This window comes from Streptomyces sp. NPDC032822 (assembly GCF_055578825.1).
This window is the reverse complement of the sequence record NZ_JBVIOL010000011.1, coordinates 241,740-265,955: the sequence shown is the minus strand read 5'-3', so window position 1 is coordinate 265,955 and position 24,216 is coordinate 241,740. Positions and strand designations below refer to the sequence as shown.

The 24,216-nt window shown below is 72.3% G+C and carries 24 protein-coding genes and 1 riboswitch; of the genes, 5 read left to right on the top strand and 19 right to left on the bottom strand.

What is annotated here, in order from left to right; genetic code table 11:
* Nucleotides 1–146: 146 nt before the first annotated feature.
* From ACZ5VD_RS29590 to ACZ5VD_RS29560, 7 genes are read right to left on the bottom strand one after another with little or no spacing between them, the layout of a single operon-like run.
* Nucleotides 147–602 (bottom strand): PH domain-containing protein, encoded by a 456-nt coding sequence (locus ACZ5VD_RS29590; protein ID WP_468553388.1) that lies wholly within the window; start codon nucleotides 600–602, stop codon nucleotides 147–149.
* Nucleotides 603–616: 14 nt separating this feature from the next.
* Nucleotides 617–1,474, bottom strand: a complete 858-nt coding sequence (hisG, locus tag ACZ5VD_RS29585; RefSeq protein ID WP_468553389.1) for an ATP phosphoribosyltransferase — start codon at nucleotides 1,472–1,474, stop codon at nucleotides 617–619.
* Nucleotides 1,475–1,524: 50 nt separating this feature from the next.
* Complete coding sequence (locus ACZ5VD_RS29580; RefSeq protein WP_018534786.1) at nucleotides 1,525–1,797, bottom strand: phosphoribosyl-ATP diphosphatase; 273 nt, start codon at nucleotides 1,795–1,797, stop codon at nucleotides 1,525–1,527.
* A gap of 34 nt (nucleotides 1,798–1,831) precedes the next feature.
* Nucleotides 1,832–2,317 carry a 6,7-dimethyl-8-ribityllumazine synthase gene (gene ribH, locus ACZ5VD_RS29575; protein ID WP_086764975.1) on the bottom strand — a complete coding sequence of 162 codons (486 nt, stop codon included), beginning with the start codon at nucleotides 2,315–2,317 and terminating at the stop codon, nucleotides 1,832–1,834.
* A gap of 36 nt (nucleotides 2,318–2,353) precedes the next feature.
* Complete coding sequence (locus ACZ5VD_RS29570; RefSeq protein WP_468553390.1) at nucleotides 2,354–3,643, bottom strand: bifunctional 3,4-dihydroxy-2-butanone-4-phosphate synthase/GTP cyclohydrolase II; 1,290 nt, start codon at nucleotides 3,641–3,643, stop codon at nucleotides 2,354–2,356.
* Complete coding sequence (locus ACZ5VD_RS29565) at nucleotides 3,640–4,281, bottom strand: nicotinamide mononucleotide transporter family protein (RefSeq protein ID WP_468553391.1); 642 nt, start codon at nucleotides 4,279–4,281, stop codon at nucleotides 3,640–3,642. The genes ACZ5VD_RS29570 and ACZ5VD_RS29565 overlap by 4 nt, the downstream gene beginning before the upstream one ends.
* The gene (locus ACZ5VD_RS29560) at nucleotides 4,278–4,880 is read right to left on the bottom strand and encodes a riboflavin synthase (RefSeq protein WP_468553392.1); all 603 of its coding nucleotides are present in this window, start codon (nucleotides 4,878–4,880) and stop codon (nucleotides 4,278–4,280) included. The genes ACZ5VD_RS29565 and ACZ5VD_RS29560 overlap by 4 nt, the downstream gene beginning before the upstream one ends.
* Before the next feature lie 146 nt (nucleotides 4,881–5,026).
* A riboswitch (FMN riboswitch) is annotated at nucleotides 5,027–5,157 on the bottom strand.
* Between the two features lie 220 nt (nucleotides 5,158–5,377).
* Here ACZ5VD_RS29560 and ACZ5VD_RS29555 point away from each other — a divergent pair.
* Together ACZ5VD_RS29555 and ACZ5VD_RS29550 are read left to right on the top strand one after the other, a co-directional pair.
* The gene (locus ACZ5VD_RS29555) at nucleotides 5,378–6,265 is read left to right on the top strand and encodes an RNA polymerase sigma-70 factor (RefSeq protein WP_468553393.1); all 888 of its coding nucleotides are present in this window, start codon (nucleotides 5,378–5,380) and stop codon (nucleotides 6,263–6,265) included.
* A 101-nt stretch (nucleotides 6,266–6,366) separates the two neighbouring features.
* Nucleotides 6,367–7,119 carry an SDR family oxidoreductase gene (locus tag ACZ5VD_RS29550; protein ID WP_468683805.1) on the top strand — a complete coding sequence of 251 codons (753 nt, stop codon included), beginning with the start codon at nucleotides 6,367–6,369 and terminating at the stop codon, nucleotides 7,117–7,119.
* A gap of 308 nt (nucleotides 7,120–7,427) precedes the next feature.
* Here ACZ5VD_RS29550 and ACZ5VD_RS29545 read toward each other — a convergent pair whose 3' ends face one another.
* Nucleotides 7,428–8,795, bottom strand: a complete 1,368-nt coding sequence (locus tag ACZ5VD_RS29545; RefSeq protein WP_468553395.1) for an ROK family transcriptional regulator — start codon at nucleotides 8,793–8,795, stop codon at nucleotides 7,428–7,430.
* Between the two features lie 168 nt (nucleotides 8,796–8,963).
* On the opposite strand from ACZ5VD_RS29545, the gene ACZ5VD_RS29540 reads away from it, so the two are divergent.
* Entirely contained in the window at nucleotides 8,964–10,175 is a 1,212-nt protein-coding gene (locus tag ACZ5VD_RS29540) for an MFS transporter (protein WP_468553396.1), read from the top strand.
* A gap of 99 nt (nucleotides 10,176–10,274) precedes the next feature.
* Entirely contained in the window at nucleotides 10,275–11,675 is a 1,401-nt protein-coding gene (locus ACZ5VD_RS29535; RefSeq protein ID WP_468683803.1) for a uracil-xanthine permease family protein, read from the top strand.
* Between the two features lie 15 nt (nucleotides 11,676–11,690).
* On the opposite strand, the gene ACZ5VD_RS29530 is transcribed toward ACZ5VD_RS29535, so the two are convergent.
* Nucleotides 11,691–12,815 carry a glycoside hydrolase family 6 protein gene (locus ACZ5VD_RS29530; RefSeq protein WP_468553425.1) on the bottom strand — a complete coding sequence of 375 codons (1,125 nt, stop codon included), beginning with the start codon at nucleotides 12,813–12,815 and terminating at the stop codon, nucleotides 11,691–11,693.
* 204 nt (nucleotides 12,816–13,019) lie between these two features.
* On the opposite strand from ACZ5VD_RS29530, the gene ACZ5VD_RS29525 reads away from it, so the two are divergent.
* A complete protein-coding gene (locus ACZ5VD_RS29525) occupies nucleotides 13,020–13,751 on the top strand; it encodes a DUF5995 family protein (RefSeq protein WP_468553398.1) in 732 nt (243 codons plus the stop codon).
* A gap of 188 nt (nucleotides 13,752–13,939) precedes the next feature.
* On the opposite strand, the gene ACZ5VD_RS29520 is transcribed toward ACZ5VD_RS29525, so the two are convergent.
* From ACZ5VD_RS29520 to ACZ5VD_RS29475, 10 genes are all read right to left on the bottom strand, one after another.
* Entirely contained in the window at nucleotides 13,940–14,074 is a 135-nt protein-coding gene (locus ACZ5VD_RS29520; RefSeq protein WP_468683801.1) for a hypothetical protein, read from the bottom strand.
* 196 nt (nucleotides 14,075–14,270) lie between these two features.
* Complete coding sequence (locus ACZ5VD_RS29515) at nucleotides 14,271–14,846, bottom strand: hypothetical protein (RefSeq protein ID WP_468683800.1); 576 nt, start codon at nucleotides 14,844–14,846, stop codon at nucleotides 14,271–14,273.
* Complete coding sequence (locus ACZ5VD_RS29510; RefSeq protein ID WP_468683799.1) at nucleotides 14,843–16,237, bottom strand: hypothetical protein; 1,395 nt, start codon at nucleotides 16,235–16,237, stop codon at nucleotides 14,843–14,845. Before ACZ5VD_RS29510 ends, ACZ5VD_RS29515 begins: the two co-directional genes overlap by 4 nt.
* The gene (locus ACZ5VD_RS29505) at nucleotides 16,234–17,043 is read right to left on the bottom strand and encodes an ABC transporter ATP-binding protein (protein WP_468683798.1); all 810 of its coding nucleotides are present in this window, start codon (nucleotides 17,041–17,043) and stop codon (nucleotides 16,234–16,236) included. The genes ACZ5VD_RS29510 and ACZ5VD_RS29505 overlap by 4 nt, the downstream gene beginning before the upstream one ends.
* A gap of 32 nt (nucleotides 17,044–17,075) precedes the next feature.
* On the bottom strand, nucleotides 17,076–17,894 hold the full coding sequence (locus tag ACZ5VD_RS29500; protein WP_468553403.1) for a zf-HC2 domain-containing protein: 819 nt from the start codon (nucleotides 17,892–17,894) through the stop codon (nucleotides 17,076–17,078).
* Nucleotides 17,891–18,451 (bottom strand): RNA polymerase sigma factor, encoded by a 561-nt coding sequence (locus tag ACZ5VD_RS29495; RefSeq protein ID WP_468553404.1) that lies wholly within the window; start codon nucleotides 18,449–18,451, stop codon nucleotides 17,891–17,893. Before ACZ5VD_RS29495 ends, ACZ5VD_RS29500 begins: the two co-directional genes overlap by 4 nt.
* A gap of 253 nt (nucleotides 18,452–18,704) precedes the next feature.
* Nucleotides 18,705–20,417: a flavin monoamine oxidase family protein gene (locus ACZ5VD_RS29490; protein WP_468683796.1), complete on the bottom strand. Its 1,713-nt coding sequence runs from the start codon at nucleotides 20,415–20,417 to the stop codon at nucleotides 18,705–18,707.
* A 45-nt stretch (nucleotides 20,418–20,462) separates the two neighbouring features.
* Complete coding sequence (locus ACZ5VD_RS29485; RefSeq protein ID WP_468683794.1) at nucleotides 20,463–21,251, bottom strand: carbon-nitrogen hydrolase family protein; 789 nt, start codon at nucleotides 21,249–21,251, stop codon at nucleotides 20,463–20,465.
* 192 nt (nucleotides 21,252–21,443) lie between these two features.
* Nucleotides 21,444–22,646, bottom strand: a complete 1,203-nt coding sequence (locus tag ACZ5VD_RS29480; RefSeq protein ID WP_468553407.1) for an MFS transporter — start codon at nucleotides 22,644–22,646, stop codon at nucleotides 21,444–21,446.
* 105 nt (nucleotides 22,647–22,751) lie between these two features.
* Nucleotides 22,752–24,206, bottom strand: coding sequence for an HAD-IA family hydrolase (locus ACZ5VD_RS29475; protein ID WP_468683793.1), 1,455 nt, complete (start codon nucleotides 24,204–24,206; stop codon nucleotides 22,752–22,754).
* Between the last annotated feature and the right edge of the window lie 10 nt (nucleotides 24,207–24,216).

Sequence of the window (24,216 nt, the reverse complement as noted above, 5' to 3'; positions counted from 1 at the left end):
GTCCATCGCCGGAGAGGGTCACTCCTCGCGTAGCAGGAACCCCTGGGCGCCGGGTGGCGCGCAGGGGCGGAGGCGCAGCGAATAAACGCCTCCGCCAACAGATTAATCAAGACATGGCCCCGTGCGGCAGGGTGGAAGGCCCTGAGTCAGCCCTGATCTTCCTCGAGGCGGGCCGTGGAGCGGGCCTCGGCGAGCGCTCGCAGGGTGCGCGCGTCGGCGATGGCCTGCTGCTTGGCGATGCCCGGCTGGATGCCGAGCGCGGGCAGGCTGGTGCCGTCGCTGAGGTTGAGGAACACCCACGGGTCGCCGGCCCGGAGGTTCACCTGGATGATCTCGGCCCAGTCCAGTCGGCGTCGGCTGGCGATGTTGACCACGGTGACGCCGGACTCGTCGGCGACGACCTTCGGCCTCGCGAGCATGAGCAGCACGCCGAACAGGAGCGCGCCGGTGAGGACGAAGCTCAGGCGCTCGCCGGGGCTGAGCTGCTCCAGCAGCATCGCGACCGTCGTGATGACCACGAAGATCGCGACACCGGCGGTGAGCAGGACGGCACGGGTGCGTCCGGGCCGGAACGTGACGGGGAGAGCGGGGAGTTCGGACACTGTGGCTGGGCCCCTCAGAGACGGCAGGCGTGGATGGCCGTCGTGAGGATGGCCCGCGCGCCGATCTCGTACAGGTCGTCCATGATCCGCTGGGCTTCCTTGGAGGGGACCATCGCGCGGACGGCGACCCAGCCCTCGTTGTGCAGCGGGGAGACGGTCGGGGACTCCAGGCCCGGCGTCAGCGCCACGGCCTTCTCCAGCTGCTCGACCCGGCAGTCGTAGTCCATCATCACGTAGGTCCGGGCCACCAGGACGCCCTGGAGGCGGCGCAGGAACTGCTGCACCTTGGGCTCGGCGTCCCCTGTGGACTCGGCTCCGACGCGGCGGATGACGACGGCCTCGGACTTCATGATCGGCTCGCCGAAGACTTCGAGGCCCGCGTTGCGCAGCGAGGTGCCGGTCTCGACGACGTCGGCGATGACCTCGGCGACGCCGAGTTCGATGGCGGTCTCGACGGCGCCGTCCAGGTGGACGACGGAGGCGTCGATGCCGTGGTCGGCGAGGTGCTTGGCGACGATGCCCTCGTACGAGGTGGCCACCGTCTTGCCGGCGAGGTCCGCGAGGCCGGTGGCCGTGCCGGGCTTGCCGGCGAAGCGGAAGGTGGAGCGGGCGAAGCCGAGCGGGAGGATGGTCTCCGCGCTGGCGCCTGAGTCGATGAGCAGGTCGCGGCCGGTGATGCCGATGTCGAGCTTGCCGGAGGAGACGTAGATCGCGATGTCACGGGGGCGGAGGTAGAAGAACTCGACCTCGTTCGTCGGGTCGACGATCCGCAGCTCCTTGGCCTCGCGGCGCTGCTGGTAGCCGGCCTCATGCAGCATCTCCGCCGCAGGGCCTGACAGGGAACCCTTGTTGGGGACGGCGATGCGCAGCATGAGGTCGGCTTCCTTTGTTCGTGCGTACGGTGCTGGGGTGCGGGGACGGCTCAGAGGTGGGCGTAGACGTCGTCCAGGGAGATTCCCCGGGCGACCATCATCACCTGGACGTGGTACAGCAGCTGCGAGATCTCCTCGGCAGCCGCTTCCTTGCCCTCGTACTCGGCGGCCATCCAGACTTCGGCGGCTTCCTCGACGACCTTCTTGCCGATGGCATGGACGCCCTTGCCGACCAGCTCTGCGGTGCGGGAGGTGGCGGGGTCGCCCGTGGCGGCCTTCTGCTGGAGCTCGGTGAAGAGCTCCTCGAACGTCTTATTGGACATGATGGTGCTCAGCCTATGCGCAAGTGCGCGGGGCTCACCTCCAGGGTTCAGATACTGAGCGGAGGGTGGCCGCGGTGGCCACCGCGGCCGTCACCGCCTCGTGGCCCTTGTCCTCGTTGGAGCCCTCGATGCCGGCCCGGTCCAGGGCCTGCTCCTCGGTGTCGCAGGTCAGGACGCCCATGCCGATGGGGACACCGGTGTCGACGGAGACCTGGGTGAGTCCCTGGGTGACGCCCTGGCACACGTACTCGAAGTGGGGGGTGCCGCCGCGGATGACGACACCGAGGGCGACGATCGCGTCGTAGCCGCGGCCCGCGAGGACCTTGGCGACGACCGGGAGCTCCCAGCTGCCGGGGACCCTCAGGAGGGTCGGCTCGTCGATCCCGAGGTCGTGCAGGGCGCGCAGGGCGCCGTCCACCAGGCCGTCCATCACCTTCTCGTGCCACTGTGCCGCGATGACGGCGACCCGCAGGTCTCCGACGTTGCGTACGGACAGTTCGGGTGCACCCTTGCCGCTCACGTTCCTACGTCTCCTCGTTGTCTGTGCTTACGGGGCTTACTGGTTGCCGCAGGTGGACACGGGGGCCGTGTCCAGCCAGGGCAGGTCGTGGCCCATCCGGTCCCGCTTGGTGCGCAGGTAGCGGAGGTTGTGCTCGCCCGCCTGTATCGGCATCGGCTCGCGGCCGTTGACCTTGAGGCCGTGGCGGACCAGCGCGTCGGTCTTGTCCGGGTTGTTGGTCATCAGGCGCAGGCTGCGCACGCCGAGGTCCTGGAGGATCTGCGCGCCGGCGCCGTAGTCCCGGGCGTCGGCGGGCAGGCCGAGTTCCAGGTTGGCGTCGAGGGTGTCGTGGCCCTGTTCCTGGAGCTCGTAGGCGCGCAGCTTGGACAGCAGGCCGATGCCGCGCCCCTCGTGGCCGCGCAGGTAGACCACCACTCCCCTGCCCTCGTCCTGGATGCGCTTGAGGGAGGCGTCCAGCTGGGGGCCGCAGTCGCAGCGCGCGGAGCCGAAGACGTCGCCGGTGAGGCATTCGGAGTGGACGCGGACCAGGACGTCCTCGCCGTCGCCGATCTCGCCGTGGACGAGGGCGACGTGCTCGACGCCGTCGACGGTGGAGCGGTAGCCGTACGCGGTGAAGGTGCCGTGCACGGTGGGCAGGCGGGTCTCGGCCTCGCGGCGGACGGTGGGCTCCGAGCCGCGGCGGTAGGCGATCAGGTCCTCGATGGAGATGATCGTCAGGCCGTGCTTGCGGGCGAAGGGGATCAGCTCGGGCAGCCGCAGCATGCGGCCGTCCTCGCCGGCGATCTCGACGATCGCGCCGGCCGGGCGCAGGCCCGCGAGGCGGGCGAGGTCGACGGCGGCCTCGGTGTGGCCGTTGCGCACCAGCACGCCGCCGGGCTGGGCGCGGAGCGGGAAGACGTGGCCGGGGCGGACGAAGTCGTCGGCCCCGGCCACGCCGCTCGCGAGGAGCTGGAGCGTGGTCGCGCGGTCGGAGGCCGAGATGCCGGTGCTCACTCCGTGGGCGGCGGAGGCGTCCACGGAGACGGTGAACGCGGTCTTCATCGACTCGGTGTTGTCGTCGACCATCTGCGGGAGCCTGAGGCGCTCCAGTTCGTCGCCCTCCATGGGGGCGCAGATCAGGCCGCGGCACTCGCTCATCATGAAGGCGACGATCTCGGGGGTCGCCTTCTCCGCGGCGACGACGAGGTCGCCCTCGTTCTCCCGGTCCTCGTCGTCGACGACCACGATCGGGCGGCCGGCCGCGATGTCCGCGATGGCCTGCTCGATCGGGTCGAGAGCGAAGTCCTCGAAGCCGTCGGTGCTGTACAGGATCGGTGCAGCGCTCATGCCGGCGCTCCTTCCAGAGCGGGCCGCGCACCCTCGCGGGAGCGCAGCCACCAGTCGCGCATGCCCCACAGGACGAGTGCGCCGTAGATGACGTAGACGAAGCCGGAGAAGGCGTAGCCGTTGGCGAAGTTCAGCGGGACGCCGACCAGGTCGACCAGGAGCCAGGCGAACCAGAACTCGACCATGCCGCGGGCCTGCGCGTACATGGCGACGACGGTGCCGACGAAGATGTACGCGTCCGGCCAGGGGTCCCAGGACAGGGTCGGGTAGGCCTTGAAGAGGAGGGCGACGGCGACCGTGCCGACGGCGGCGGCGCCGGCCATCGCCGCGCGCTCGCGCCAGGTGGCGAACCGCGGGGTGATGTGGCCGTCCCCGGAGCCCTCCTTGCCGCGGTTCCACTGCCACCAGCCGTACAGGGCGACGACCATCACGACGGCCTGCTTGCCGGCGCTGCCGGTGAGGTGGCCGAAGAAGGCGCCGAACAGGATGAGGCCGGAGACGAACTGGACGGGCCAGCTCCAGATGGACCGGCGCCAGCCGAGAGCGAGGCCGATGAGGCCGAAGATGTTGCCGACCATGTCCGACCAGAGGATGTGCTGGTCGAGGAGGACGAACGCCTCGGAGTTCAGCCGGTTCACCGCGTGGCCCCCTGACTGCCCATCAGCCGCTCGACGTACTTGGCGATGACGTCGACCTCAAGGTTGACCGGGTCGCCGGGCTGCTTGTGGCCGAGCGTGGTCAGGGCGAGCGTGGTGGGGATGAGGCTCACGGTGAAGTGGTCCGGGCCCGCGTCGACGACGGTGAGGCTGATGCCGTCGACGGTGATGGAGCCCTTCTCGACGACATAGCGCGTGAGGTCCGCGGGGAGGGAGATCTTCACGATCTCCCAGTTCTCGGACGGCTTGCGCTCCAGCACCTCGCCGGTGCCGTCGACATGGCCCTGCACGATGTGGCCGCCGAGGCGGGCACCGAGGGCCATGGGGCGTTCGAGGTTGACGCGGGAGCCGACGGCGAGAGCGCCGAGGCTGGAGCGGTTCAGGGTCTCGGCCATCACGTCGGCCGTGAACCAGTCGCCCTCGTGGTCGACGACGGTCAGGCACACGCCGTTGACCGCGATGGAGTCGCCGTGCTTCGCGCCTTCGGTGACGACGGGGCCGCGCAATCGGAAGCGACACGCGTCGCCGAGGTTCTCGACGGCGGTGATCTCGCCCAGCTCTTCGACGATTCCGGTGAACACTTCCCGGGTCCTCCCTGCCTCTTCGGGCACGGACTCCGGGGGCTGTCGATGACGACAAACGTACGAGCAGGGACACCGGGGGCGACGCCGGACAGGGCTCGCCTCGACGACGAACCGGTACGGCGGCGCGCACGAATGCCCGCCCGCCGCGCACTGCCTCCCATCCGGACTTTAACCGTCGGTCCAGGAATTTCACCTGGTCAACCGGCCACTGGAAGTGACCGGGTCGCGGACTGTAACCGCCGGTTCGGACTTTCACCGACCCCGGAGTGCGCTGCTTCTGGTACAGAGCCAGTGTGCCACGCCTGATCGACCCCCATACGGGCGAACGGTGTGGGCTGGCTCACAGGTGATGTTCGTGGACTTCTCAACCCGGCCCTCCTGCTGACACTCTTTGGTCTAGTCCTTTCGGGACCCGTAGACCGGTCCGGCGGCGGTGACGACGGCCCTTGCCCGCCGCCGGGCCTCTCATGTCCGCCCTCTGGCAGGCTGGGCGCATGACGAGCGCGCCCGCCGACGAGTTCGAACGTCACCGCCCCCGCCTGTTCGGCCTCGCCTACCGCATGCTGGGCTCCGCGGAGGAGGCCGAGGACACCGTCCAGGACGCGTATCTGCGCTTCGACGGCACCGACCGCGCCGGCATCGAGCACCCCGCGGCCTGGCTCGCCAAGGTCGTCACCAACCTCTGCCTCAACCGCCTGACCTCGGCCCGGGCCCGCCGCGAGCAGTACGTCGGGCCATGGCTGCCGGAGCCGGTCCTCACCTCCGACGGCACCCTCGACCCTCTGGAGTCGGCCGAGCGGCGGGACGCGGTGTCGATGGCGATGCTGCTCCTGCTGGAGCGGCTGAGCCCGGTCGAGCGGGCCGTGTACGTGCTGCGCGAGGCGTTCGCGTACGGGCACCGGGAGATCGCCGACGTCCTCGACCTCACCGAGGCCAACTCCCGTCAGCTGTACCGCCGGGCGGCGCGGCGGGTGGGCGAGCCGCGGTCCCGTTTCGCACCCGAGCCGAAGCGGCGGGAGCAGCTCGTCGCGTCCTTCGTCGCGGCGGCCCGGGAGGGCGACCTGGCCGGCCTGGAGAAGCTGCTCGCGGCCGACGCGATCTGGTGGAGCGACGGCGGCGGCGAGGTCGGCACGGCCCGGCGGCCGATCGAGGGCAGGGAGAAGGTCGTCCGGTTCGCGGTGGGCGCGTTCGAACGGTTCGGAACGGGTCTGGAGTTCACGGCGGCCGAGATCAACGGCGAGGACGCGGTGACCGCATGGGCGGGGGACGCGCTCGTCGCGGTGGCCGTGTTCGAGGAACGGGACGGGGTGATCGCGCGGGTGCGGGCCGTTCTGAACCCGCGGAAGCTGGCGTTCGTACGCCGTCAGCTCGGGCGGCCGTAGGCAGGGGGCGGCGGGCTGTCACATTTCGTGGGGCCGCCCGGTCTCAGCTGACGAGGGGCGCTCCGTCCGGGAGCGCCCGGCGTCCCGAGGGGCTGAAGAACATGAGCACGATCCTGGTGACCGGCGGTACCGGAACGCTCGGCCGGCTCGTCGCCGAGCGGCTGCGCGCGGACGGGCACGAGGTGCGGGCGCTGAGCAGGCACGCGCAGCCGTACGCCGTCGACCTGCGGGAAGGCGGGGCGGGCCTGGACACGGCGGTGGCGGGCGTGGACACGATCGTGCACTGCGCGACCACGACGAGCGGCGGTGACGAGAAGGCGGCCGGGCACCTGATCGAGGCCGCGCGGCGGGCAGGGGTGGATCACCTGGTCTACATCTCGATCGTCGGCGTGGACCGGGTGCCGTTCGGCTACTACCGGACCAAGCTCGCCGTGGAGCGGCTGATCGAGGAGTCGGGGCTCGGCTGGACCGTGCTGCGCACCACCCAGTTCCACGATCTGCTCGCGCGGCTGTTCGGGATCCTGTCCCGGTCGCCGGTGCTGCCGCTGCCCGCGGGGGTCTCGGACCAGCCGATCGAGGTGGCCGAAGTCGCCGACCGGCTGGCCGAGTTGGCGGCGGGCACACCCGCGGGGCGGGTCGCGGACATGGGCGGCCCCGAGGTCAGGACGTTCGACTCACTGGCCCGGACCTACCTCAAGGCGACGGGGCGCAGGCGTGCGGTGCTGAACGTGCCGCTGGCGGGCCGGGCGTACCGGGAGTTCCGGGCGGGCGGACATCTGACACCGGGGCGGGCCGTGGGGAAGGGGACGTTCGAGGAGTATCTGGGGCGGGGGCGGGGGCGGGTGCTGGGTTAGCCGGTCCGGGCTGCTCCCGGTGCGGGGACGGGGCGGGGGCAGACGGTCCGGGCTCCTGTGGCGGGGTCCGGATCAGCCTGTTCAGGATCCTCATGCGGAGAGGGCAGACGGTCCGGGCTCCTGTGGCGGGGTCCGGATCAGCCGGTTCAGGATCCTCATGCGGAGAGGGCAGACGGTCCGGGCTACCCGTCCAGAGCGGGGTCAGACGACCCGGCTCCCCGTCCGGAGCAGGGGCAAACGGCTCAGGCTCCTCGTGCCGGGGGTGAGGCGGATCGGGCTCCTCCTGTGGGGCCGGGGCGAGGGTGTGGTCAGCGGGATTCCGGGGGCGCGAACAGGTCGTCCTGCGCCTGGTCCCGCGCCGTGAGCAGCGCCCCGCGCAGTACCGCGCCCCCGCCGAGGGCACTGGGCCGCACCTCGGTGGGCAGGGGGGACAGCCGGGCGAGCCGGTCCTGGACACGGCGGGCCAGGGCGTCGCCACCCGCCCGGCCGATCTCTCCGGCCAGCACCACACAGCCGGGATCCAGTACGGCGATGACGGCGGCGGCACCGAGGGCGACGCGGTCGGCGAGGGCGTCCAGGAAGCGGGCGGCGGCGGCCGGGTTGGGGGGAGATGCGGCGGGGCCACCCTCGGAGGGCGTGACCGGGTCGGCGTCGGAGGACGTGGCGGAGCCGGCGTCGGACGACGTGGCAGGGCCGGCGTCGGACGACGTGACCGGGCTGCCGTCGGATTCCTCCCTGGTCACCCCCTCCTCCCTCGTCGCCCCCGCCCCACCCGACGCCACCGCCACCGCCACCCTCACCAGCGCCGCGGCCTGCGGCTCATGTGCCGCAGGTGTCGCCGTCACGCCGTGCTCCGCCGCGAGTGCGGCCACCGCCGCGGCCCCCGCGAGGGAGTGGAAGCCTCCGTCGCAGTCGGTCGCCGAGGGCAGGCCCGTCGTGCCCGGCACCGGCAGGAAGCCGATCTCGCCGGCCCCGCCGGAGGCCCCGCGGCGGAGTGTTCCGTCGAGGACGAGCGCGGCGCCGATACCCATGCCGAGCCAGAGCAGCGCGAAGGTGTCCCGGTCGCGGGCGGCGCCGTCGCGCTGCTCGGCGAGGGCGGCGAGGTTGGTCTCGTTCTCGACGCTCACCCGGGCCCGGGGAAAGCGGTCCTGGAGCGCGGCCACCAGTTGCCGGTGCCATGCGGGCAGGCCCGAGGAGTCGCGGAGTCCGCCGCCCGCGGGGTCGATCAGGCCGGGTGCGCCGATGCCGAGGGTGTGCAGCCGGTCGGCGCCGGCCTCCTTCGTCACGTGCTCGACGAGGGTGACGGCCTGCTCGACCGCGGACCGGGTGCCCGTGTCGTCGCCGATCGGCACGGACGCCTCGGCGAGGACCCGGCCGAGGAGGTCGGAGACGAGGACGGCGACGCTCTCGGTGCGGACGTCCAGCGCCGCCAGGTGGGCGCGGTCGGCGACGATCCCGTACAGCTTGGCGTTCGGGCCGCGCCGCTGCTCGCCGGACTCCCCGACCACCGCGATCAGACCGGAGGCGGCGAGGCGTTCGACGAGGTCGGCGACGGTCGGCCGGGACAGGCCGGTGAGCTGTTTCAACCGCCCTGCCGTCAACGGGCCTTCCTGCTGGAGCAGACGCAGGGCGACTCGGTCGTTGATGGCCCGGGCGGTGCTCGGGGATGCGGGCATGCCGGGATCCTTCCAGATCGGCGGCGCCGCTCGGGCACCGTCATGTCCCTGCGCCCCGACCGGCCGGACGGATCCACCGGGGCCGGATATCCCGCTATCTATCAGGCAGGGTCCCTGATAGTTTACGGCCTCGCGAGCGGAGACCGAAAACCTGGGAGGGGTCCGAGAATGAGTGAAGTGGTCTACGACGGACGCGAGGTGCGGCGGGCCCGGTACGCCGTGGCCGCCGTGTTCGCCGTGCACGGGGCCGTCACCGGATCGTTCGCGACCCGGGTGCCGTGGATCCAGGACCATGCCGCCGTGAGTGCGGGGCAGTTGGGGCTCGCCCTGGCCTTCCCCGCCCTCGGCGCGTCCCTCGCGATGCCGCTGGCGGGCAGCGTCACCCACCGCTTCGGGGCCCGGAACGCCCTGCGCGGCCTGATCGCCCTGTGGACCCTGTCCCTCGTCCTGCCCTCCCTGGCCCCGAACCTCCTCACCCTCTGCCTGGCCCTGTTCGTCTACGGCGCGACGGCGGGCATGGCGGACGTGGCGATGAACGCGCTCGGCGTCGAGATCGAGAACCGGCTGGGCCGGTCGATCATGTCCGGCCTGCACGGACTGTGGAGCGCGGGTGCCCTGATCGGCTCGGCGGCCGGCACGCTCGCCGCACATCTGGGCGCGGACGCCCGGCTGCACCACGTGCTGGCGGCCGGGGTCCTGACCCTGGTCGGGGTCGCCTCGTGCACCTGGGTGCTGGACCTGCAGCCCGCCCAGGACGAGGAACCGCCGCCCCGCTTCGCGCTGCCGCCCCGGTCGGCGCTCCTCATCGGCGCGGTCGGCTTCTGCGCGGTGTTCGCGGAGGGCGCGAGCCTGGACTGGTCGGCGGTGTACCTGCGCGAACAACTGGAGAGCTCGGCGGGGCTGGCCGCCGCGTGCACCACGGGCTTCACGCTCACCATGGCCATCGCCCGGCTCGTGGGCGACAAGGTGGTGGACCGGTACGGCTCCGTGCGCACGGTGCGTGTGGGCGGGGTCCTCGCCGCCGCCGGTGGACTGCTCGTCGTCGTCGCGGACCGTCCGGCCGTCGCGATGAGCGGGTTCGCCCTGATGGGACTGGGCATCGCCGTGGTCGTACCGCTGTGCTTCGCCGCGGCGGGCCGCAGCGGGTCGAACCCGAGCCTGGCCATCGCCGGGGTCGCGACCATCACGTACACCTCGGGGCTGATCGCGCCGAGCGCGATCGGCGGCATCGCCCAGGCGACCAGTCTGACGGTGTCGTTCGGGCTGGTGACGATCCTGGCGTTCGGGCTCGTGGTCTTCGCGGGCGTGCTGCGCGCGGCCGACCGCGACCGGCCGAAGCTCGACCGGCAGGCCGCGTCCGTGCCCGACCCGCGCCCCTGAGACCCGCCGCCGCCCGACGCCCCAAGCGGTCGATCACCCTCCGCTTTCGCGTGAGAATGATGCGGACACCCGCACGCACGACGAAAGCGAAACCGCACCATGGATCTTGGCGTCCGCTGGAAACTGCACGGCGACGGACGCACGCCGGCGCCCGGAGCGGTGGTCCGCCCCGACGAACGGCTCTCCTGGCCCCGCACCGCCGGGCTCGGCGCCCAGCACGTGGTGGCCATGTTCGGGGCGTCGTTCGTGGCGCCGGTCCTGATGGGCCTGGACCCGAACCTCGCGATCATGATGTCGGGCGTCGCGACCGTGATCTTCCTGCTGGCCACCCGCGGCCGGGTGCCCAGCTACCTGGGCTGTTCGCTCTCCTTCGTGGGCGTCGCCGCGGTCATCCGGGCGGACGGCGGTTCGAGCGCCACGGTCACCGGCGCGGTCCTCGTCGTCGGCGTCGCCCTGTTCCTGGTCGGGGTCGCCGTCCAGCGCTTCGGGGCGCGGATCATCCATGCCGCGATGCCGCCCATCGTGACCGGCGCGGTGGTGATGCTGATCGGCTTCAACCTCGCGCCCGTCACCGCCTCGACGTACTGGCCGCAGGACCAGTGGACGGCACTGCTGGTGATGGCGTTCACCGCGTTGGCGGTCGTCTGCCTGCGTGGTTTCTGGTCCCGGATCGCGATCTTCCTCGGTCTGGTCTTCGGATACGGCCTCTCCTGGGCCCTCGACCGGATCTTCGGGCGGATCCACTCGGTCGACGCGAGCGGCAGGCTCACCGACCACTGGCGGCTGGACCTGTCGGCCGTCGGCCGGGCCGACTGGGTCGGCCTGCCGAGCTTCCACGGCCCGTCCTTCGAGTGGTCGGCGATCCTGGTCGCGCTGCCCGTCGTCATCGCCCTGGTCGCGGAGAACGCCGGGCACGTCAAGGCGGTCGGCGAGATGACCGGCGACCCGCTGGACGACAGGCTCGGTACGGCGATCTCCGCCGACGGCATCGGCTCCGTGCTGTCGACCGCGGTCGGCGGCCCGCCCAACACCACCTACTCCGAGAACATCGGCGTGATGGCCGCGACCCGCGTCTACTCCACGGCCGCGTACTGGGCCGCCGCCGGCTTCGCGCTCCTCTTCGGCCTGTGCCCGAAGTTCGGCGCGGTCGTGGCCGCGATCCCCGGCGGTGTCCTCGGCGGGATCACCGTCATCCTGTACGGCATGATCGGCCTGCTCGGCGCCCAGATCTGGATCAACGCCGAGGTGGACCTGCGCAATCCGCTCAACCTGGTGCCGGCCGCGGCGGGCATCATCATCGGCGTCGGCAACGTCACCCTGGAGTTCACCGACACCTTCTCGCTGAGCGGTATCGCCCTCGGCACCCTCGTCGTCGTCATCGGCTACCACGCGCTGCGCGCGTTCGCGCCGCCCCACCTCAGGACGCAGCAGCCGCTGCTCGACGAGGGGACGTCGTCGTACGACGAGAAGGCAGAGGGCCCGGGTGACCGGCCACAATGATCCGCCCGAGGTCTCTCAGCGGGCCAACTCGTAGGCGTACGACGGTGTGAACGTCCCCGGCGCGCCCTTGCAGCCGTCCGACTCCCCCGGCAGTTTCACCCACAGATAGCCGTCGATCCGGGACTCCCCGGTGGCCAGGGTCGGGGCCCGGCCGAGCTTGCGGCCGGACGGGTCGCACCACTCGCCGTCCGTCGGGGCGCCGTTGCCGTTGCGGCTGGTGTCGATGACGGCGCCGAGGCTCGCCGGGCCGCCGAGGGCGTCGAGGACCTGTCGGTCGTAGGCGATCTCGTCGGCCGTGCGGTGGAAGTTGGAGACGTTGCTGAAGACGCCGTCCGAGGAGGCGGCCGAGGCCGCGCCGGCCTGCCGCAGCCAGCCGGCCTGCTTGGCGGCGGAGTTCCAGCCGGAGTGCCCGGCGTCGAAGTAGACCCGCGCCCTCGGGTTGGCGGCCTTCAGGACGCGGCCCGCCCGCGCCAACGAGGCGAAGCGGCGGTCGCGGTCGCCCGCGGAGAGGCACTCGGTCTGGGCGACCGAGTCCGGCTCCAGGATCACGATGACCTCCCCGGAGCCCAGCCCGGCGGCGAAGGCGTCGATCCAGGCGTCGTACGCGTCGAGGTCGGGGGCACCGCCCTGTGAGGCGCCGCCGCAGTCCCGACCCGGGATGGCGTACGGCACGACGACGGGCACCCGGCCCTGCCCGCTGCCGCCCGAAGTGACCGCGCGCACCCGGGAGGTGATGGTCGACGGCGTGAAGTCGGCGAACCAGATCGCCGCGGGCCGGTCGGCGATGCGGGACGCGATGACCTCGTGGAACGGGTCGCCGTCGTGGGCGCGGACCCATTCGAGGACCTGCGACTCGGGGTGCCGGTAGAGCCGGGTGGACGCCGCGGCGGCCGTCCGCCCCGCCCGCTTCCCGGTCCTCGTCGGCGAGGCCGACGGGCTCGCCTTCTTCTTGGGCGACGGCGAGCCAGACGCGCTCGGGCCGGCCGAGGCGGACGACGGCGGTACGGCGGGCAGCGGCGCCAGGTACGGCGAACTGGTCACCTCGGGCCTCGCCTCGTCGGCGTCGGGCCGGTCGTCGAGTGCGGACAGCATCCCGGCCGCGGTGCCTATCGCCACCACCACGGAGGCCGCCGCCACCATCGCGACCCGCCCCGCGGTCCGCCTGCGCTCGGCCCGGCGCCCGGCCAGGCGCTGCGCTCGTAGGCCTGACACGATGCGGCTCCCCCTCATGCTCTGCCTCAGGGCCACTCTTGCTCTCCCCCAACGGCGGGCGCGTTCCCCCGTTCTGGGGAAGCGTCGGGCCCGCCGGTACCCGGGTCAGCCTAAAGCTGCGACTCTGCCCCCATGGTGCAATGCGAACAAGTCACCACCACTCCTGCCGAACGGGTCACCACTGTCCTCGACCCGGTCACCACTTCCGTGGACAGAGTCATCTCCCGTATGCGTGCGCTCGATACGACCCTCCCGGCGCGCGACGGACTCGGGGTGTTCAACCGCGTCTACCTCGCCGTCACCGAGGCCGTCGACCGGCGTATCGACAGCGGGCGGTTCGGGGACGCGCGGGCGGCGATCGCGCTGGACGTGCGGTTCGCGGAGCGCTATCTGGACGTCGTCGAGGCGGGGGCCGAGGACCGGCGCCCACCGGCCTGCTGGCGGCCCCTGTTCCAGTTCCGCCGCCATCCCGGCGTACGACCGCTGCAGTTCGCGCTCGCGGGCATCAACGCGCACATCGGGCACGACCTGGCGCTCGCCGTCGTGGACACCTGTCGTACGCTCGGCTGCGAACCCGCGGACGTGGAGGACGAGTTCGACCGCGTGGGTGATCTCCTCGTCTCGCTGGAGGAGCGCATCCGCGAAGAGCTGATGCCGGGCCCCGATCTCCTCCAGATCGCCGACCCGCTCACTCACCTGCTCGGCTCCTGGAGTCTGGACCGGGCCCGGGACGCCACCTGGACCGCCGCGCGGGCCCTGTGGGTGCTGCGCCGACTCCCCGACGTAGCCGAGGAGTTCACCGAGCGCCTGGACGGGGCGGTGGGCTTCGCCGGGCGCATGCTGCTCACGCCCCTGCCGGACTGAATCCGGCGTACGGCCCGGCTCGTCCGCCGCCCATGGTCCCTGGCCAGGGACCATGCTGCTCAGGGGCCCATTTCCCGGATCAGGGGCTTGGCCGAACCTCGATCCGTACCCGTTCGAACCGGACCTCGCGGCTACGAGCGTCGCCACGAAGGTGGCCACCCACGGGCCGCTGTGGGCACTCGTCCTGATCACCGGGCGACGGCCGGCTTCGGCCGCGCCGTCAGGCCGGTGGCGAGGGCCCCGTGCGTCTCGCCGTGGTCCTTGAGGAGGTGGCTGTACGGACGCCGGATCTCCTCGACGGTGCCCCCCACCCGTGCGGCCACGGTGTGCTCCGGGCACCCGCCCGCACCGCATCCGCGCCGACGCCCCCGACGGCGACACGGCAAGACGTGGCTCCTGCCGGAGCACCGGCCGGTGGCCGACGGCCGGCGCGTGTACGCGGCCACCGACCGCGGCATCGCCGCGATCGGCCTGCCGACGCGGCCCGGCGGTCTCCCGGTCCGGGGTCCCGGGGTCCGGCTACCGCCTCGGACCCGCGACGGCGTACGCCGTGGTGCCGACGACCGTAAGGACCAGGGCTGTCCAGGTGGCCGCTGTCGTGCCGGGAGGCAGCAGCATCCACATCGCCACGTGCGTCGGCGCATTCGTCGGGGGCGGGGCGAAGAAAACGAACGAGAGCCAGGCGAACGGCAGCGTCCAGGCGTACTGGCCGCCCGAGAGCGCCGCGCCGAGGGCGACCAGTCCCATCAGGCCCGCGCTGTCCCGGACGACGAACGCGGTGGTGGCCATGGACGCGCCCATGGTCTGCACGGTCAGCAGTGCCGCGGCGACGGCCGCGCCGGCGAGCAGCACGTGCGCCGCTCTGCGGGGCATCCAGCGGATCGCGGCCGTCCGGTCCAGCGCGAGGTCCTGCCCGCCGAGCCCGACCGAGGCTGCCATCGCTCCCGTGGTGAGGATGAGCGCGGGCAGCTTCGGATCACCGGGCCCCGAGCTGCCGTCCCGGGTGAGTGCCCACACCGCCACCGCGCCGATCAGCATCGCGGCGAGCGACGCGGGTACCTGACGCGAACGCGCGTACAACACCACCCATCTCACCGGGACGCACCGCCGGACAGCACATCGAACGGGTCGCCCTCGCAGGAGAGCGCGGCGGCGCGCATCGCCTTGATCCGCGAGAGCTGCGCGGACCGGGGAAGCGCCTTGAGCTTCTTCCACACCGGGCGGGTCTGGGATTCGACCTCGGGGCGCAGACTTGCCGGCGTGCCGCGGAGCGGCTTGAGGTCCCCGAGGACCCAGCCCACCGCGACGGTCTGCGCGTATTCGTCTCCCCCGAAGCCGCTCCAGCCGACGGGGGTGCACCCTGGCACCATGCCTTTGGCGATCAGGGCCCGGGTCAGCTCCTGCCCCTTCGCGGCGGCGACGATGTCGTCGTCGAAGTCGAGGAGCACGGTCTTGCGGGACCACTGCGGCGTGGAGCCCTCCGGCAGTACGGCGGTGTTCTCCCGGATCGAGGCCGGCGCCTGATCGCCCAGGGCACCGTGCAGCAGCCGCAGCGCCTCCTTGCCGGGACCCGCCAGGTCCGCGAGTCGCGCCTGCTGCGTCGTCGTCACGCACACCGGGCCCTCGCACACCAGCTCGGCGGCGGCCTCATCGACGACGTACATCCGGCGCGCGTCGGCGGGGAGGACGAGCAGGGCGATCGCCGCACCCGCCAGGACGGGCGTCAGGGCGGTCAGTCGGGCCCGCGGGGTCGCGGCGACGAGCAGCGCGAAGCCGGTCGCGGCCATGCCGAGCAGCCAGATCGTCTGCCCGACGTGCACGGAGGCGGAGAGCGTGACGAACGCCTCGCGTGCGTCTTCCACCGTCGGTGACAGCAGCGAGACCCGGTTCGGTTCCGTGCTCGTGAACCCGTCCACCGTGTCCGTCTGCGTCCGGCCCAGCGACATGTGCATGAGGGCTGTGAACACGATGGCGCCCATGGCCAGCGCGGGCGGGGTGAGCGGGGACGGCAGGGCCCTCGCGGCCCCCATGCCGAGGACGGCCCCCGCGACGAGGAACAGCACCCCCACCAGCGAGATCGGCAGCCACCCGAGGTGCGTGTACTCCGTGTGGGCGAGTACCTGGACCCCACCCACGAGGACGAGGAACATGAAAGCCGAGGCCAACGTGATCGCCGTCGCGCCCGCCAGGACGGCCGCGCGGTGCCGGGCAGGCCGCGACGTGCTCGTCAGCAGCTCGGACATCTTCGAGCGGTGATCGCGCAGTCCCTGCAGCGCCCCGAGCCCCACGGCGAGCGGCCACAGGTAGAACAACAGGGAGCGGGTCCACAGGGCCAGCGGTGTCCACTGGGCCGTCCACGCCGTGGTGCCACTCCACCAGGCGCCACTCAGCAGGTACAGGAACGCCAGCGCCGGTACCAGGACCACGACGCCGGCCCACGGGGCGACCGAACGCCTCAACTCGATACGCAGAACACGGCCGTTCACCAAGTCCCCCTTGCCTGATCGGGGTTGAGCAGCAGGGCCGAGTAGCCGCGTTCGAGCGGGCTGTCACCGACATGCTCCGGGCCGCCCACCGAGGCCAGCTCGTCCGGAGGCCCCTTGAAGACCAGCCGCCCCTCGGCGAAGAGCACCACGTCGGTGCAGGCGGCGGCGACGTCCTCCACCAGATGGGTCGAGACGAGCACGCAGGTGTCCGTACCCAACTCCTGCAGCAGCTCTCGGAAGCGCAGCCGCTGCGCCGGATCCAGGCCCACCGTCGGCTCGTCGAGGAGCAGGATCGTCGGGTCGTTGACGATGGCCTGGGCGATACCGACCCTGCGCACCATGCCGCCCGACAGGGCCTTCATCCTGTCGTCGGCGCGGTCCGCCAACCCCACCCTTTCCACGGCGCGTTGCACCGCCGCGGGGATGCTCGCTTTGGGCACCTCCTTGAGCCACGCCATGTACTCGACGAACTCGCGCACCGTGAAGCGCTTGTAGTAGCCGAACTCCTGTGGCAGATAGCCGATTCGGCGGCGCACCGCACGGTGCTGGCCCATGCCGCCCACGGTCTCGCCGAGCAGTTCCAGGCTGCCCCCGGTGGGGCGCAGCACGGTGGCCAGCGTCCGGATGAGGGTGGTCTTGCCCGCCCCGTTGGGGCCGAGGAGTCCGTGGACGCCGACGCCCAGCGAGAGGTCGAGGCCGTCGACGGCCATCCGTTTCCTGCCGACCCTGACCTTCAGCCCGGTGGCCTGGATCTCCCAGGCGTAGGCCGTCGGTGCGATGTCGGCCGCGCTCACGGCGGACGTCATGTGGCGTTCCTTTCCCATGTTCTTTCCGATGGTCATCGATGAGCCCCCAGCACGGTGTACGCGCCTCTGCGGGCCATCACGACGCCGATGCCGACCACGAGGATCAGCCCCCACGCGGGCAGGCCGCCCGTCTGCAGGGCGAAGGTCGTACGGCTGGTGGCCAGGGTCGGCGCCACGACGACACCGGCCCACACGGCGGCCAGCACGAAGGCGGCGCGGGTCACACCGACGACACCGCCGAGCGCCAGGGTCGTCGAGGTGAAGGCCAGACAGGGCAGCAGCCACTGCACCACCATCACTCCGGTCGCCCAGCCGCCGACCAGCAGCGCGGGGACCACCACACCGAGCACGGCCGCGGTGCGCCGCAGCACCAGATGGAGCCCGCTCCTGGGCACCGAGGCCGTCAGCTCGTAGGCCGGGTCCAGACCGCGCGACCAGGACGCCGCGACGCCGAGCACCGGCAGGACCGGCGCGAGCAGCAGCACCAACGACACCTCGCCGGAGCCGGTGTAGGCCAGGTCGAGCAGCGGGGCCAGCAGCGTCATGCCCACGGCCATGGCCAGCCAGGGCACCATCGCGGGGGTCATCCACCTCGACAGCCGCGCCGACCAGCGCCGTCGGCGCGGCATCGTCGCGGTGACCGCGAGTTGGGGTTCGAGGCCGGACCACACGGTGTCGACGAGCCGCGCCACGGCGGGCACCCCGGCACCGACCGCGGCGGACAACCGGTCACGGCACGGCCGGCACATCTCCAGGTGCGCCTCCACGGCCCACACCTCGTCGGCGGAGAGGTCCGCGCCGCCGCGCACATATCCCTCGATGATCCGCTTCGATGCGTGTTCGATACTCATGCCAGCGCCCTCCGCATCTCGATACGGGCCCGGCGGGCCCGGGTCTTGACCGTGCCCTCGGGCAGCCCGAGCAGGACCGCGGTCTCCCGGACCGACAGCCCGTCGAGCACCATCGACTGCAGTACCTGTCGCAGCTCCGGCGCGAGGCACCGCAACGCGTCCCCGACGTCACCGCCGACGGTCTCCGCGAGCGCCAACTCCTCGGCGGCGGGTGCCACGTCGGGGGCGGCGGCGGCCGGCGGCGGCTCCGCGTGGTGAGCCCTGCGCCGGAACGCGTCGACCAGACGGCGTGCAGCGATCGTCCACAGCCAACCGATGGCCGTCCCCCCGACAGCGCTCCCGGCGAACGCGCCCGCCGCGCGCCACACCGCCAGGTAGGTCTCCTGCATGACCTCCGCGACAATCTGCTCGTCCACACACCGGCGGCGCAGCCGCACCGCCATCCACGGCGACGTACGCCGGTACAGCTCCTCGAACGCGGCACGGTCGCCCTTTGCCACCAGCCGGACGAGGCGCTCCTCGTCCACCTCGTGCAGCGCTGCTCTGACTGATCTCACACCTGCTAGACGCCCGGCCCGGGCAACAGGTTTTCCCGTCGCCGTGATCCACGTCACACAGGGAGGCTTGCCGTTGCGGGCCTTCGGGTGTCAGCGGCAGATCGAGCGGCCGGCCGCTCGCGACATCACCGTCGGCCGTCAGCCGTCAGAAGAATCGAGGTCGACACGTGGTGACCAGCTCGTCGAGCACCTGCTCCCGCAGAGAGATCGCGGCAGGGAACGCCGGGAGCCGGCCGAGGTCGTACGCGCCGGTTCAGTCCTCCGGGAGTTCCACCGGCGCGATCTCGTCGTACACGTCGCCCGGGCCGGGGTTCGTCGTGTCGGTCGTGCCGCCGAAGTGGTGCATGACGCCCCACACCGCGTTCAGCGCGGTCTGGACGGCGCCCTCGGCCCAGCCGGCCGTCCAGGAGATGTCGTCGCCGGCGAGGAAGACGCCCCGCTTGTCCTCGGGCAGCCGGTCCTGCATGAAGTGGGTGAACAGCCGCCGCTGGTAGCGGTAGTGGCCGGGGAGGTTGGCCTTGAAGGCGCCCATGAAGTAGGGCTCGTTCTCCCAGGAGACCGTCACCGGGTTGCCGATGACGTGCTTCCTGATGTCGACCTGGGGATAGATCTCGCCGAGCGACTTCAGCATGACCTCCATCCGCTCGTTCGCGGACAGCGGCAGCCACTTGAGGCTGTCGTCGCACCAGGTGTAGGAGAGGCAGATGACGGCGGGCCGGTCGGGGCCGTCGTCGAGGAGGTAGGTGCCGCGGGTCATGCGGTCGGTGAGGGTCATCGACATGACGTCCCGGCCGGTCGGGTTTCCCCTGTCGTCGACGGCCTTGTCGAGCCAGAACGGCCGGTCGACGGGCACGAAGAGCTTGCTGGACTCCATGTAGTGGGTCCGCTCGATCGCCGTCCAGTGGTCGATCGGGAAGAGCGAGTCGTCGCAGTCGATCTTCGACAGCAGCATCCAGGACTGGGCGGTGAAGATCGCCGCCGGGTAGGTGCGGATGTCGCCGGCCGCGTCCGTCACGGTGATCCCGTTGCCCGCGGTGCGGTGCAGCCGGGTCACGGCCGGGCGGGGTTCGCCGCCCTCGTGGAGGGCCGCCAGCGAGGTGCCCAGGGCCCAGTGGACGATCTTCGCCGGCTCACGCTCCCACAGGCGCAGCGGCAGCTGCTGGGAGCCGCCGACGATGCCCCGGTGGTGGTCGTCGGCCTCGGTGTAGACGACGCGGAGGATCTCCAGGATGGAGTTGGGGAAGTCGGTGTCCCAGCCGCCGGTGCCGAAGCCGACCTGGCCGAAGATCTCCCGGTGCCTGAAGGACCGGAAGGACGCGGAGTCGCAGAGGAAGCCGTAGAAGGTCTGGTTGTCGAGTTTCTCGACGAGCTTCGCCCAGATCTCCCGGATGCGCGGCACGTCCCGCTCGCGCATCGCCTGGTTCATGTCGGAGAAGTCGGCGCCCTCTTCGAGGCAGGCGTTCCACGCGGCGGCGACGTCCCGGTAGACCTGGGGCAGGTCGTCGACGGTCTCGGCGTAGTGGGACTCGCCCTTGAGGTCGACGACGGTCGAAGGGGTCACGTCGGCGAGGGGGTTGGGGAAGGGCCGGGTCGTCAGGTCGACGAGGTCGATGTAGTGCTGGAGGGCCGTGGAGGAGGGCGGGAAGCGCATGGCGCCCATCTCGGCGGTGAGGGAGGGGTCGCATCCGTCGAAGCCCACGGTGCGCAGCCGGCCGCCGATCCGGTCGGCCTCGTAGACGACGGGCTTGAGGCCCATCTTCATCAGTTCGTACGCGGCCACGATGCCGGACAGTCCGCCGCCGATCACCGCGACCTCGGTGCCGTGCTCGGTCGCGGGGATCTGGCCGAGCCCGGCCGGGTGGGCGAGGAAGTCGTCGTACGCGTAGGGGAAGTCCGGGCCGAACATGGTGATGGGCGGCTGCTGCTCGTCTGCGTGCTCGACGGCGTTGGGCACGGTGGACGTCATGGGGTACGGACTCCTTGCGACACGGAAGAACAGAAGATCAGGGGGTCAGACCAGGGACCCGTAGAGGCCGGGGCGGCGGTCCGTGAGATACGGGTTCGCCTCGCGGGAGGCGGCGAGCAGGGCGGGGTCGGCGTCGGCGAACACCAGCTCCTCCCCGCGTCCGGCGCGGGCGCGGGCGATCCCGTCGGGACCGGCGAGGGCGGAGAGCCCGACGAAGTCGAACTCGCCCTCCTGGCCGACCCGGTTGACGTACGCGACGTACATCTGGTTCTCGAAGGCCCGCACCGGCACGACCGACTCGGCGACGAACTGGAACGGGTGCATCTGCGCGGTCGGCACCAGAAGGAGGTCGGTGCCGGCGAGGGCGTGGGCGCGGACGTTCTCCGGGAACTCGACGTCGTAGCAGATCATCAGGCCGACCCGCAGACCGTCGAGGTCGGCCTGGACGACCGCCTGCTCGCCCGGCGTGAAGTGGTCGCGCTCGAAGCAGCCGAAGAGGTGGGTCTTGCGGTAGTTGGCGAGGCGGGTGCCGTCGGCGGAGATCAGCTGGGCGGAGTTGTACACCGCGTCGCCGCCCCGCTCGGGGTAGCCGTAGGCGACCGCGACGCCGTGCCGGGAGGCGATCTCGGCGACCGCGCCGGCGGCCTCTCCGTCGGCGGGCTCGGCGAGGCGGCCGATGTCGTCGCCGATCGCGTATCCGGTGAGGAACATCTCGGGCGCGGCCAGCAGCGCGGCGCCCGCGGCGGCGGCCCGGCCCGCGGCCTCGTCGAGGACCTTGAGGTTCTCGACGGCGGAGCCGGGGCGGCCGGAGCTCTGGAGCAGGGCGGTGCGCATGCGGGGTTCCTCACCGGGCTGAAGCGGGGCGGCAGAGTGGTTGTGGGGGCCATGTAGACGGTACGGGCGGCGGGCTCGGGCGGACAAGGAGGAGGTGTTGCGCGCCGGTGAGCTGTTCGTTGCGTGCCAAAGCCGTCCGGCGACGATTCGTTGCGTCGGCCGGGCCGGCCTGTACGAAGGGCACCGGAGACGTCACCTTGGTGCCCCGGCTCCCCTCCTTCCGGCGACCAGGACCAGTGCCGTCAGCAGGTACGGGACGGCCAGGACCGCGAAGACCGTGCCGTGTGCGGCCGCCGTGCCGAGCAGCGCGTAGGTGCCGAACACGGCGACCGTGACCAGCTCGGTGCCCAGGCTCGCGACCGAGGTCAGGGTGGCCCGGCCGGTGCTGTCGATGCGGTGCTGGAGCCGGACGTCGGCGAGTACCTCCGCGAGCTGGAAGCAGCCGAAGGCGAGGCCCACCAGGGCGATCCCGGCCGGGGTCCGGGCCGAGGCGCCCACGGCGAGGGCGAGCGCGCCGCCCGCGAGCAACACCGCGAGCCCGGTCGTACCGAGGCGTTCGGCAGGTCCGGCGAGCAGGCTGCCGGCCGTGACGAGGGCCCAGACCAGCAGGAGGAGCCAGGGCACCGTCCGGTCCGCCACACCGGTGTCGCGGATCAGGAGCGGGGTGTACTCGTCGAGCGCGCCCCACACCGCGGCGACGGCCGGCACCAGCAGCAGGGCCCCACGCACCGCACGGTCCTCGCGGGCCGCCGCCAGTCCGGCCCGCAGGGACGCCGCCCAGCCGTCGTCCCCGGCCGCCTTCGGCATCCGGTGTTCCGGGAAGCGGGTCGCCGTCGCCGCGGCCATCAGGCAGGCCAGCACGCTCGCCGCGCCCACGGCCGGGTAGCCGCCCAGCGCGAACACCGGTCCGGCGAGGGCCATCGCGGCCATCACCGCGATCAGGCCCGCCGCCCGGGCCCGGCCCAGGACCCGCGCGTACCGGTCGGCGGCGCCGAGCCGGTCCAGTTCGTCGTAGACCAGCGCCTCCAGCGCGCCGGAGCCGAGCGCTCCCCCGGCGCCCCACAGGACGAAGCCGAGCGCGAAGGCGCCGTACGACGGCACGGTCACCCACAGGGCGAAGCCGGTCGCGGTGAGCAGCGGGGCCAGCCACAGCAGGGTCCGCCGGGACACGGCGTCGGCCCAGGCGCCGGAGGGGACCTCCAGGAGCACGCCGGTGATCGACCAGAGGGCGAACAGGGAGGAGATCTGCCAGAGGGACAGACCGGTGTCGCTGAACAGCAGCGCGTACACCGGGTAGAGCAGGACGAACTCGTCGAGGAACGCGTAGCCGTACAGCGTGCTCGTGATCCGCCGTACGCCGGTCTTCTCGGGCGTACGCGCAGGTGAGAGAGTCATGGGGCCTTCCCGTAGGGATGTGTCGGACACCGGGGGTACGGCGTCCGAGGCGGCCCTCGGGAGGCACGGCTGGTGGATCAATGTCGCCAGGTCATGGGACCGATGTTAGTCGTCCGCGGGCGCTCGGCCCAGGGAGAATGTGGTGATCACGGCCGCGTGGTCGGACGGCCAGTCGTTGTCCTCGACGTCCGGCCAGGGCCGGGGGACGCCGCTGACGTAGGTCCGGGAGTCGAGCACGCCGAGGCCCCGGTGGAGGACGAAGTCGATCCGGTCCTGCGGTTCCGGGCGGCCGCTGCCGTCCTCGTGCTCGGCGTGCACCGGCGACCAGGTGTGGCCCGGGTCCCGGACGGGGTCGGGGTGCGCCTCCCGGTAGGAGTCGCGGAAGCCCGCCTCTTCGGCCGCCCTCGTCACCGGCCAGGCGACCTCGGGCCGGTCCAGGTGGGAGGGGCTGTTGAAGTCGCCGACGAGGACGGCCGGGACGGCGTCGCCGATCCGGTCCAGGGCGTCCCCGATCTGCGCGAGCCTGACCTCCTCGTGGGCGACCAGACCGGCGGCAGGGAGTCCGTCGAAGGCGGCTTCGTAGGGGCCGTACGGCGAGTAGTCCAGGTGGGCCGTCCATACGTCGACCTCGGCGCCGTCTCCCACCCGGATGCGGGCGCCCGTAGCGCCGTAGAAGCCCACGTCCGGGTCGCCGAGGGCGGCCGTGATCGGGTGGCGGCTGATGACGCCGAGGTTCTCCCCGGCCCGGTGGTGGTGCCAGCCGAGGGCGTCGGCGAGTTCCTGGGCGGCGGTGCCGTACGTCTCCTGGAGACCGACCACGTCCACGTCGGTCTCCGTGATGACCTTGAGCTGCTTCGCCCGGTGATCGCGGACCTTGGTGCCGCCGTACCAGAGGTTCCAGGTCATGACACGGAGCCGGTGGGGCAGCAGGGAGCGCAGGCGCGGGACGGTGACGCCCTCCAGGCTGGCCTGGACGGTCCGGCCGGGCGCCGCCTCTATCGGGGCGAGGGAGGGCACCGCGAGCACCGCGCAGCCGGCCGCCTCGGCGGAGGTGACGCCGGTCTCCGTGTCCTCGACGGCCACGCAGGCGCCCGGGTCGACTCCGAGGGCGCGGCAGGCGGCGAGGTAGGGGTCGGGGGCGGGCTTGGTGTGCTCGGTGTCGTCGGCGGTGACGGAGACCGCGAAGCGGCTCGCGCCGAGCGCCGCCAGTACGGTGTCGGCGACCGCCCGGGGGGACGCGGTGACCAGGGCGGTGGGGACGCCCTCGTGGGCCAGGGCGTCGAGCAGGTCGAGCGCGCCGGGGCGCGGCACGATGCCGGTGCGCACCCGGTCCGCGAACTCCCGGTGGAGGGCGGTGGCGAGGCCCGCGACCGGGGTGCCGGTGGCCGCGGCCAGCCAGGCGGCGGTGTGCTCGACCGGACGGCCGAGCACCTCCGGCTGGTCCGCCTCGGTCAGGGCCCGGCCGGCGACGCGCTCCACGGCCTCCCACCACAGCCGCTCGGTGTCGACGAGCGTGCCGTCCATGTCGAACAGGACGGCCTGGAGGGCGGGTCGAGACACGGTTCTCTCT

Excerpts from the sequence above, each read along its gene's own strand:
- ACZ5VD_RS29535 (WP_468683803.1), top strand. The coding sequence starts at position 10,275 with ATGGATCTTGGCGTCCGCTGGAAACTGCACGGCGACGGACGCACGCCG.
- ACZ5VD_RS29545 (WP_468553395.1), bottom strand. The coding sequence starts at position 8,795 with ATGCCCGCATCCCCGAGCACCGCCCGGGCCATCAACGACCGAGTCGCC.
- ACZ5VD_RS29525 (WP_468553398.1), top strand. The coding sequence starts at position 13,020 with ATGGTGCAATGCGAACAAGTCACCACCACTCCTGCCGAACGGGTCACC.
- ACZ5VD_RS29490 (WP_468683796.1), bottom strand. The coding sequence starts at position 20,417 with ATGACGTCCACCGTGCCCAACGCCGTCGAGCACGCAGACGAGCAGCAG.
- ACZ5VD_RS29485 (WP_468683794.1), bottom strand. The coding sequence starts at position 21,251 with ATGCGCACCGCCCTGCTCCAGAGCTCCGGCCGCCCCGGCTCCGCCGTC.
- ACZ5VD_RS29555 (WP_468553393.1), top strand. The coding sequence starts at position 5,378 with ATGACGAGCGCGCCCGCCGACGAGTTCGAACGTCACCGCCCCCGCCTG.
- ACZ5VD_RS29505 (WP_468683798.1), bottom strand. The coding sequence starts at position 17,043 with ATGACGTCCGCCGTGAGCGCGGCCGACATCGCACCGACGGCCTACGCC.
- ACZ5VD_RS29480 (WP_468553407.1), bottom strand. The coding sequence starts at position 22,646 with ATGACTCTCTCACCTGCGCGTACGCCCGAGAAGACCGGCGTACGGCGG.
- ACZ5VD_RS29530 (WP_468553425.1), bottom strand. The coding sequence starts at position 12,815 with ATGGTGGCGGCGGCCTCCGTGGTGGTGGCGATAGGCACCGCGGCCGGG.
- ACZ5VD_RS29550 (WP_468683805.1), top strand. The coding sequence starts at position 6,367 with ATGAGCACGATCCTGGTGACCGGCGGTACCGGAACGCTCGGCCGGCTC.
- ACZ5VD_RS29570 (WP_468553390.1), bottom strand. The coding sequence starts at position 3,643 with ATGAGCGCTGCACCGATCCTGTACAGCACCGACGGCTTCGAGGACTTC.
- ACZ5VD_RS29540 (WP_468553396.1), top strand. The coding sequence starts at position 8,964 with ATGAGTGAAGTGGTCTACGACGGACGCGAGGTGCGGCGGGCCCGGTAC.
- ACZ5VD_RS29580 (WP_018534786.1), bottom strand. The coding sequence starts at position 1,797 with ATGTCCAATAAGACGTTCGAGGAGCTCTTCACCGAGCTCCAGCAGAAG.
- ACZ5VD_RS29500 (WP_468553403.1), bottom strand. The coding sequence starts at position 17,894 with ATGAGTATCGAACACGCATCGAAGCGGATCATCGAGGGATATGTGCGC.
- hisG (WP_468553389.1), bottom strand. The coding sequence starts at position 1,474 with ATGCTGCGCATCGCCGTCCCCAACAAGGGTTCCCTGTCAGGCCCTGCG.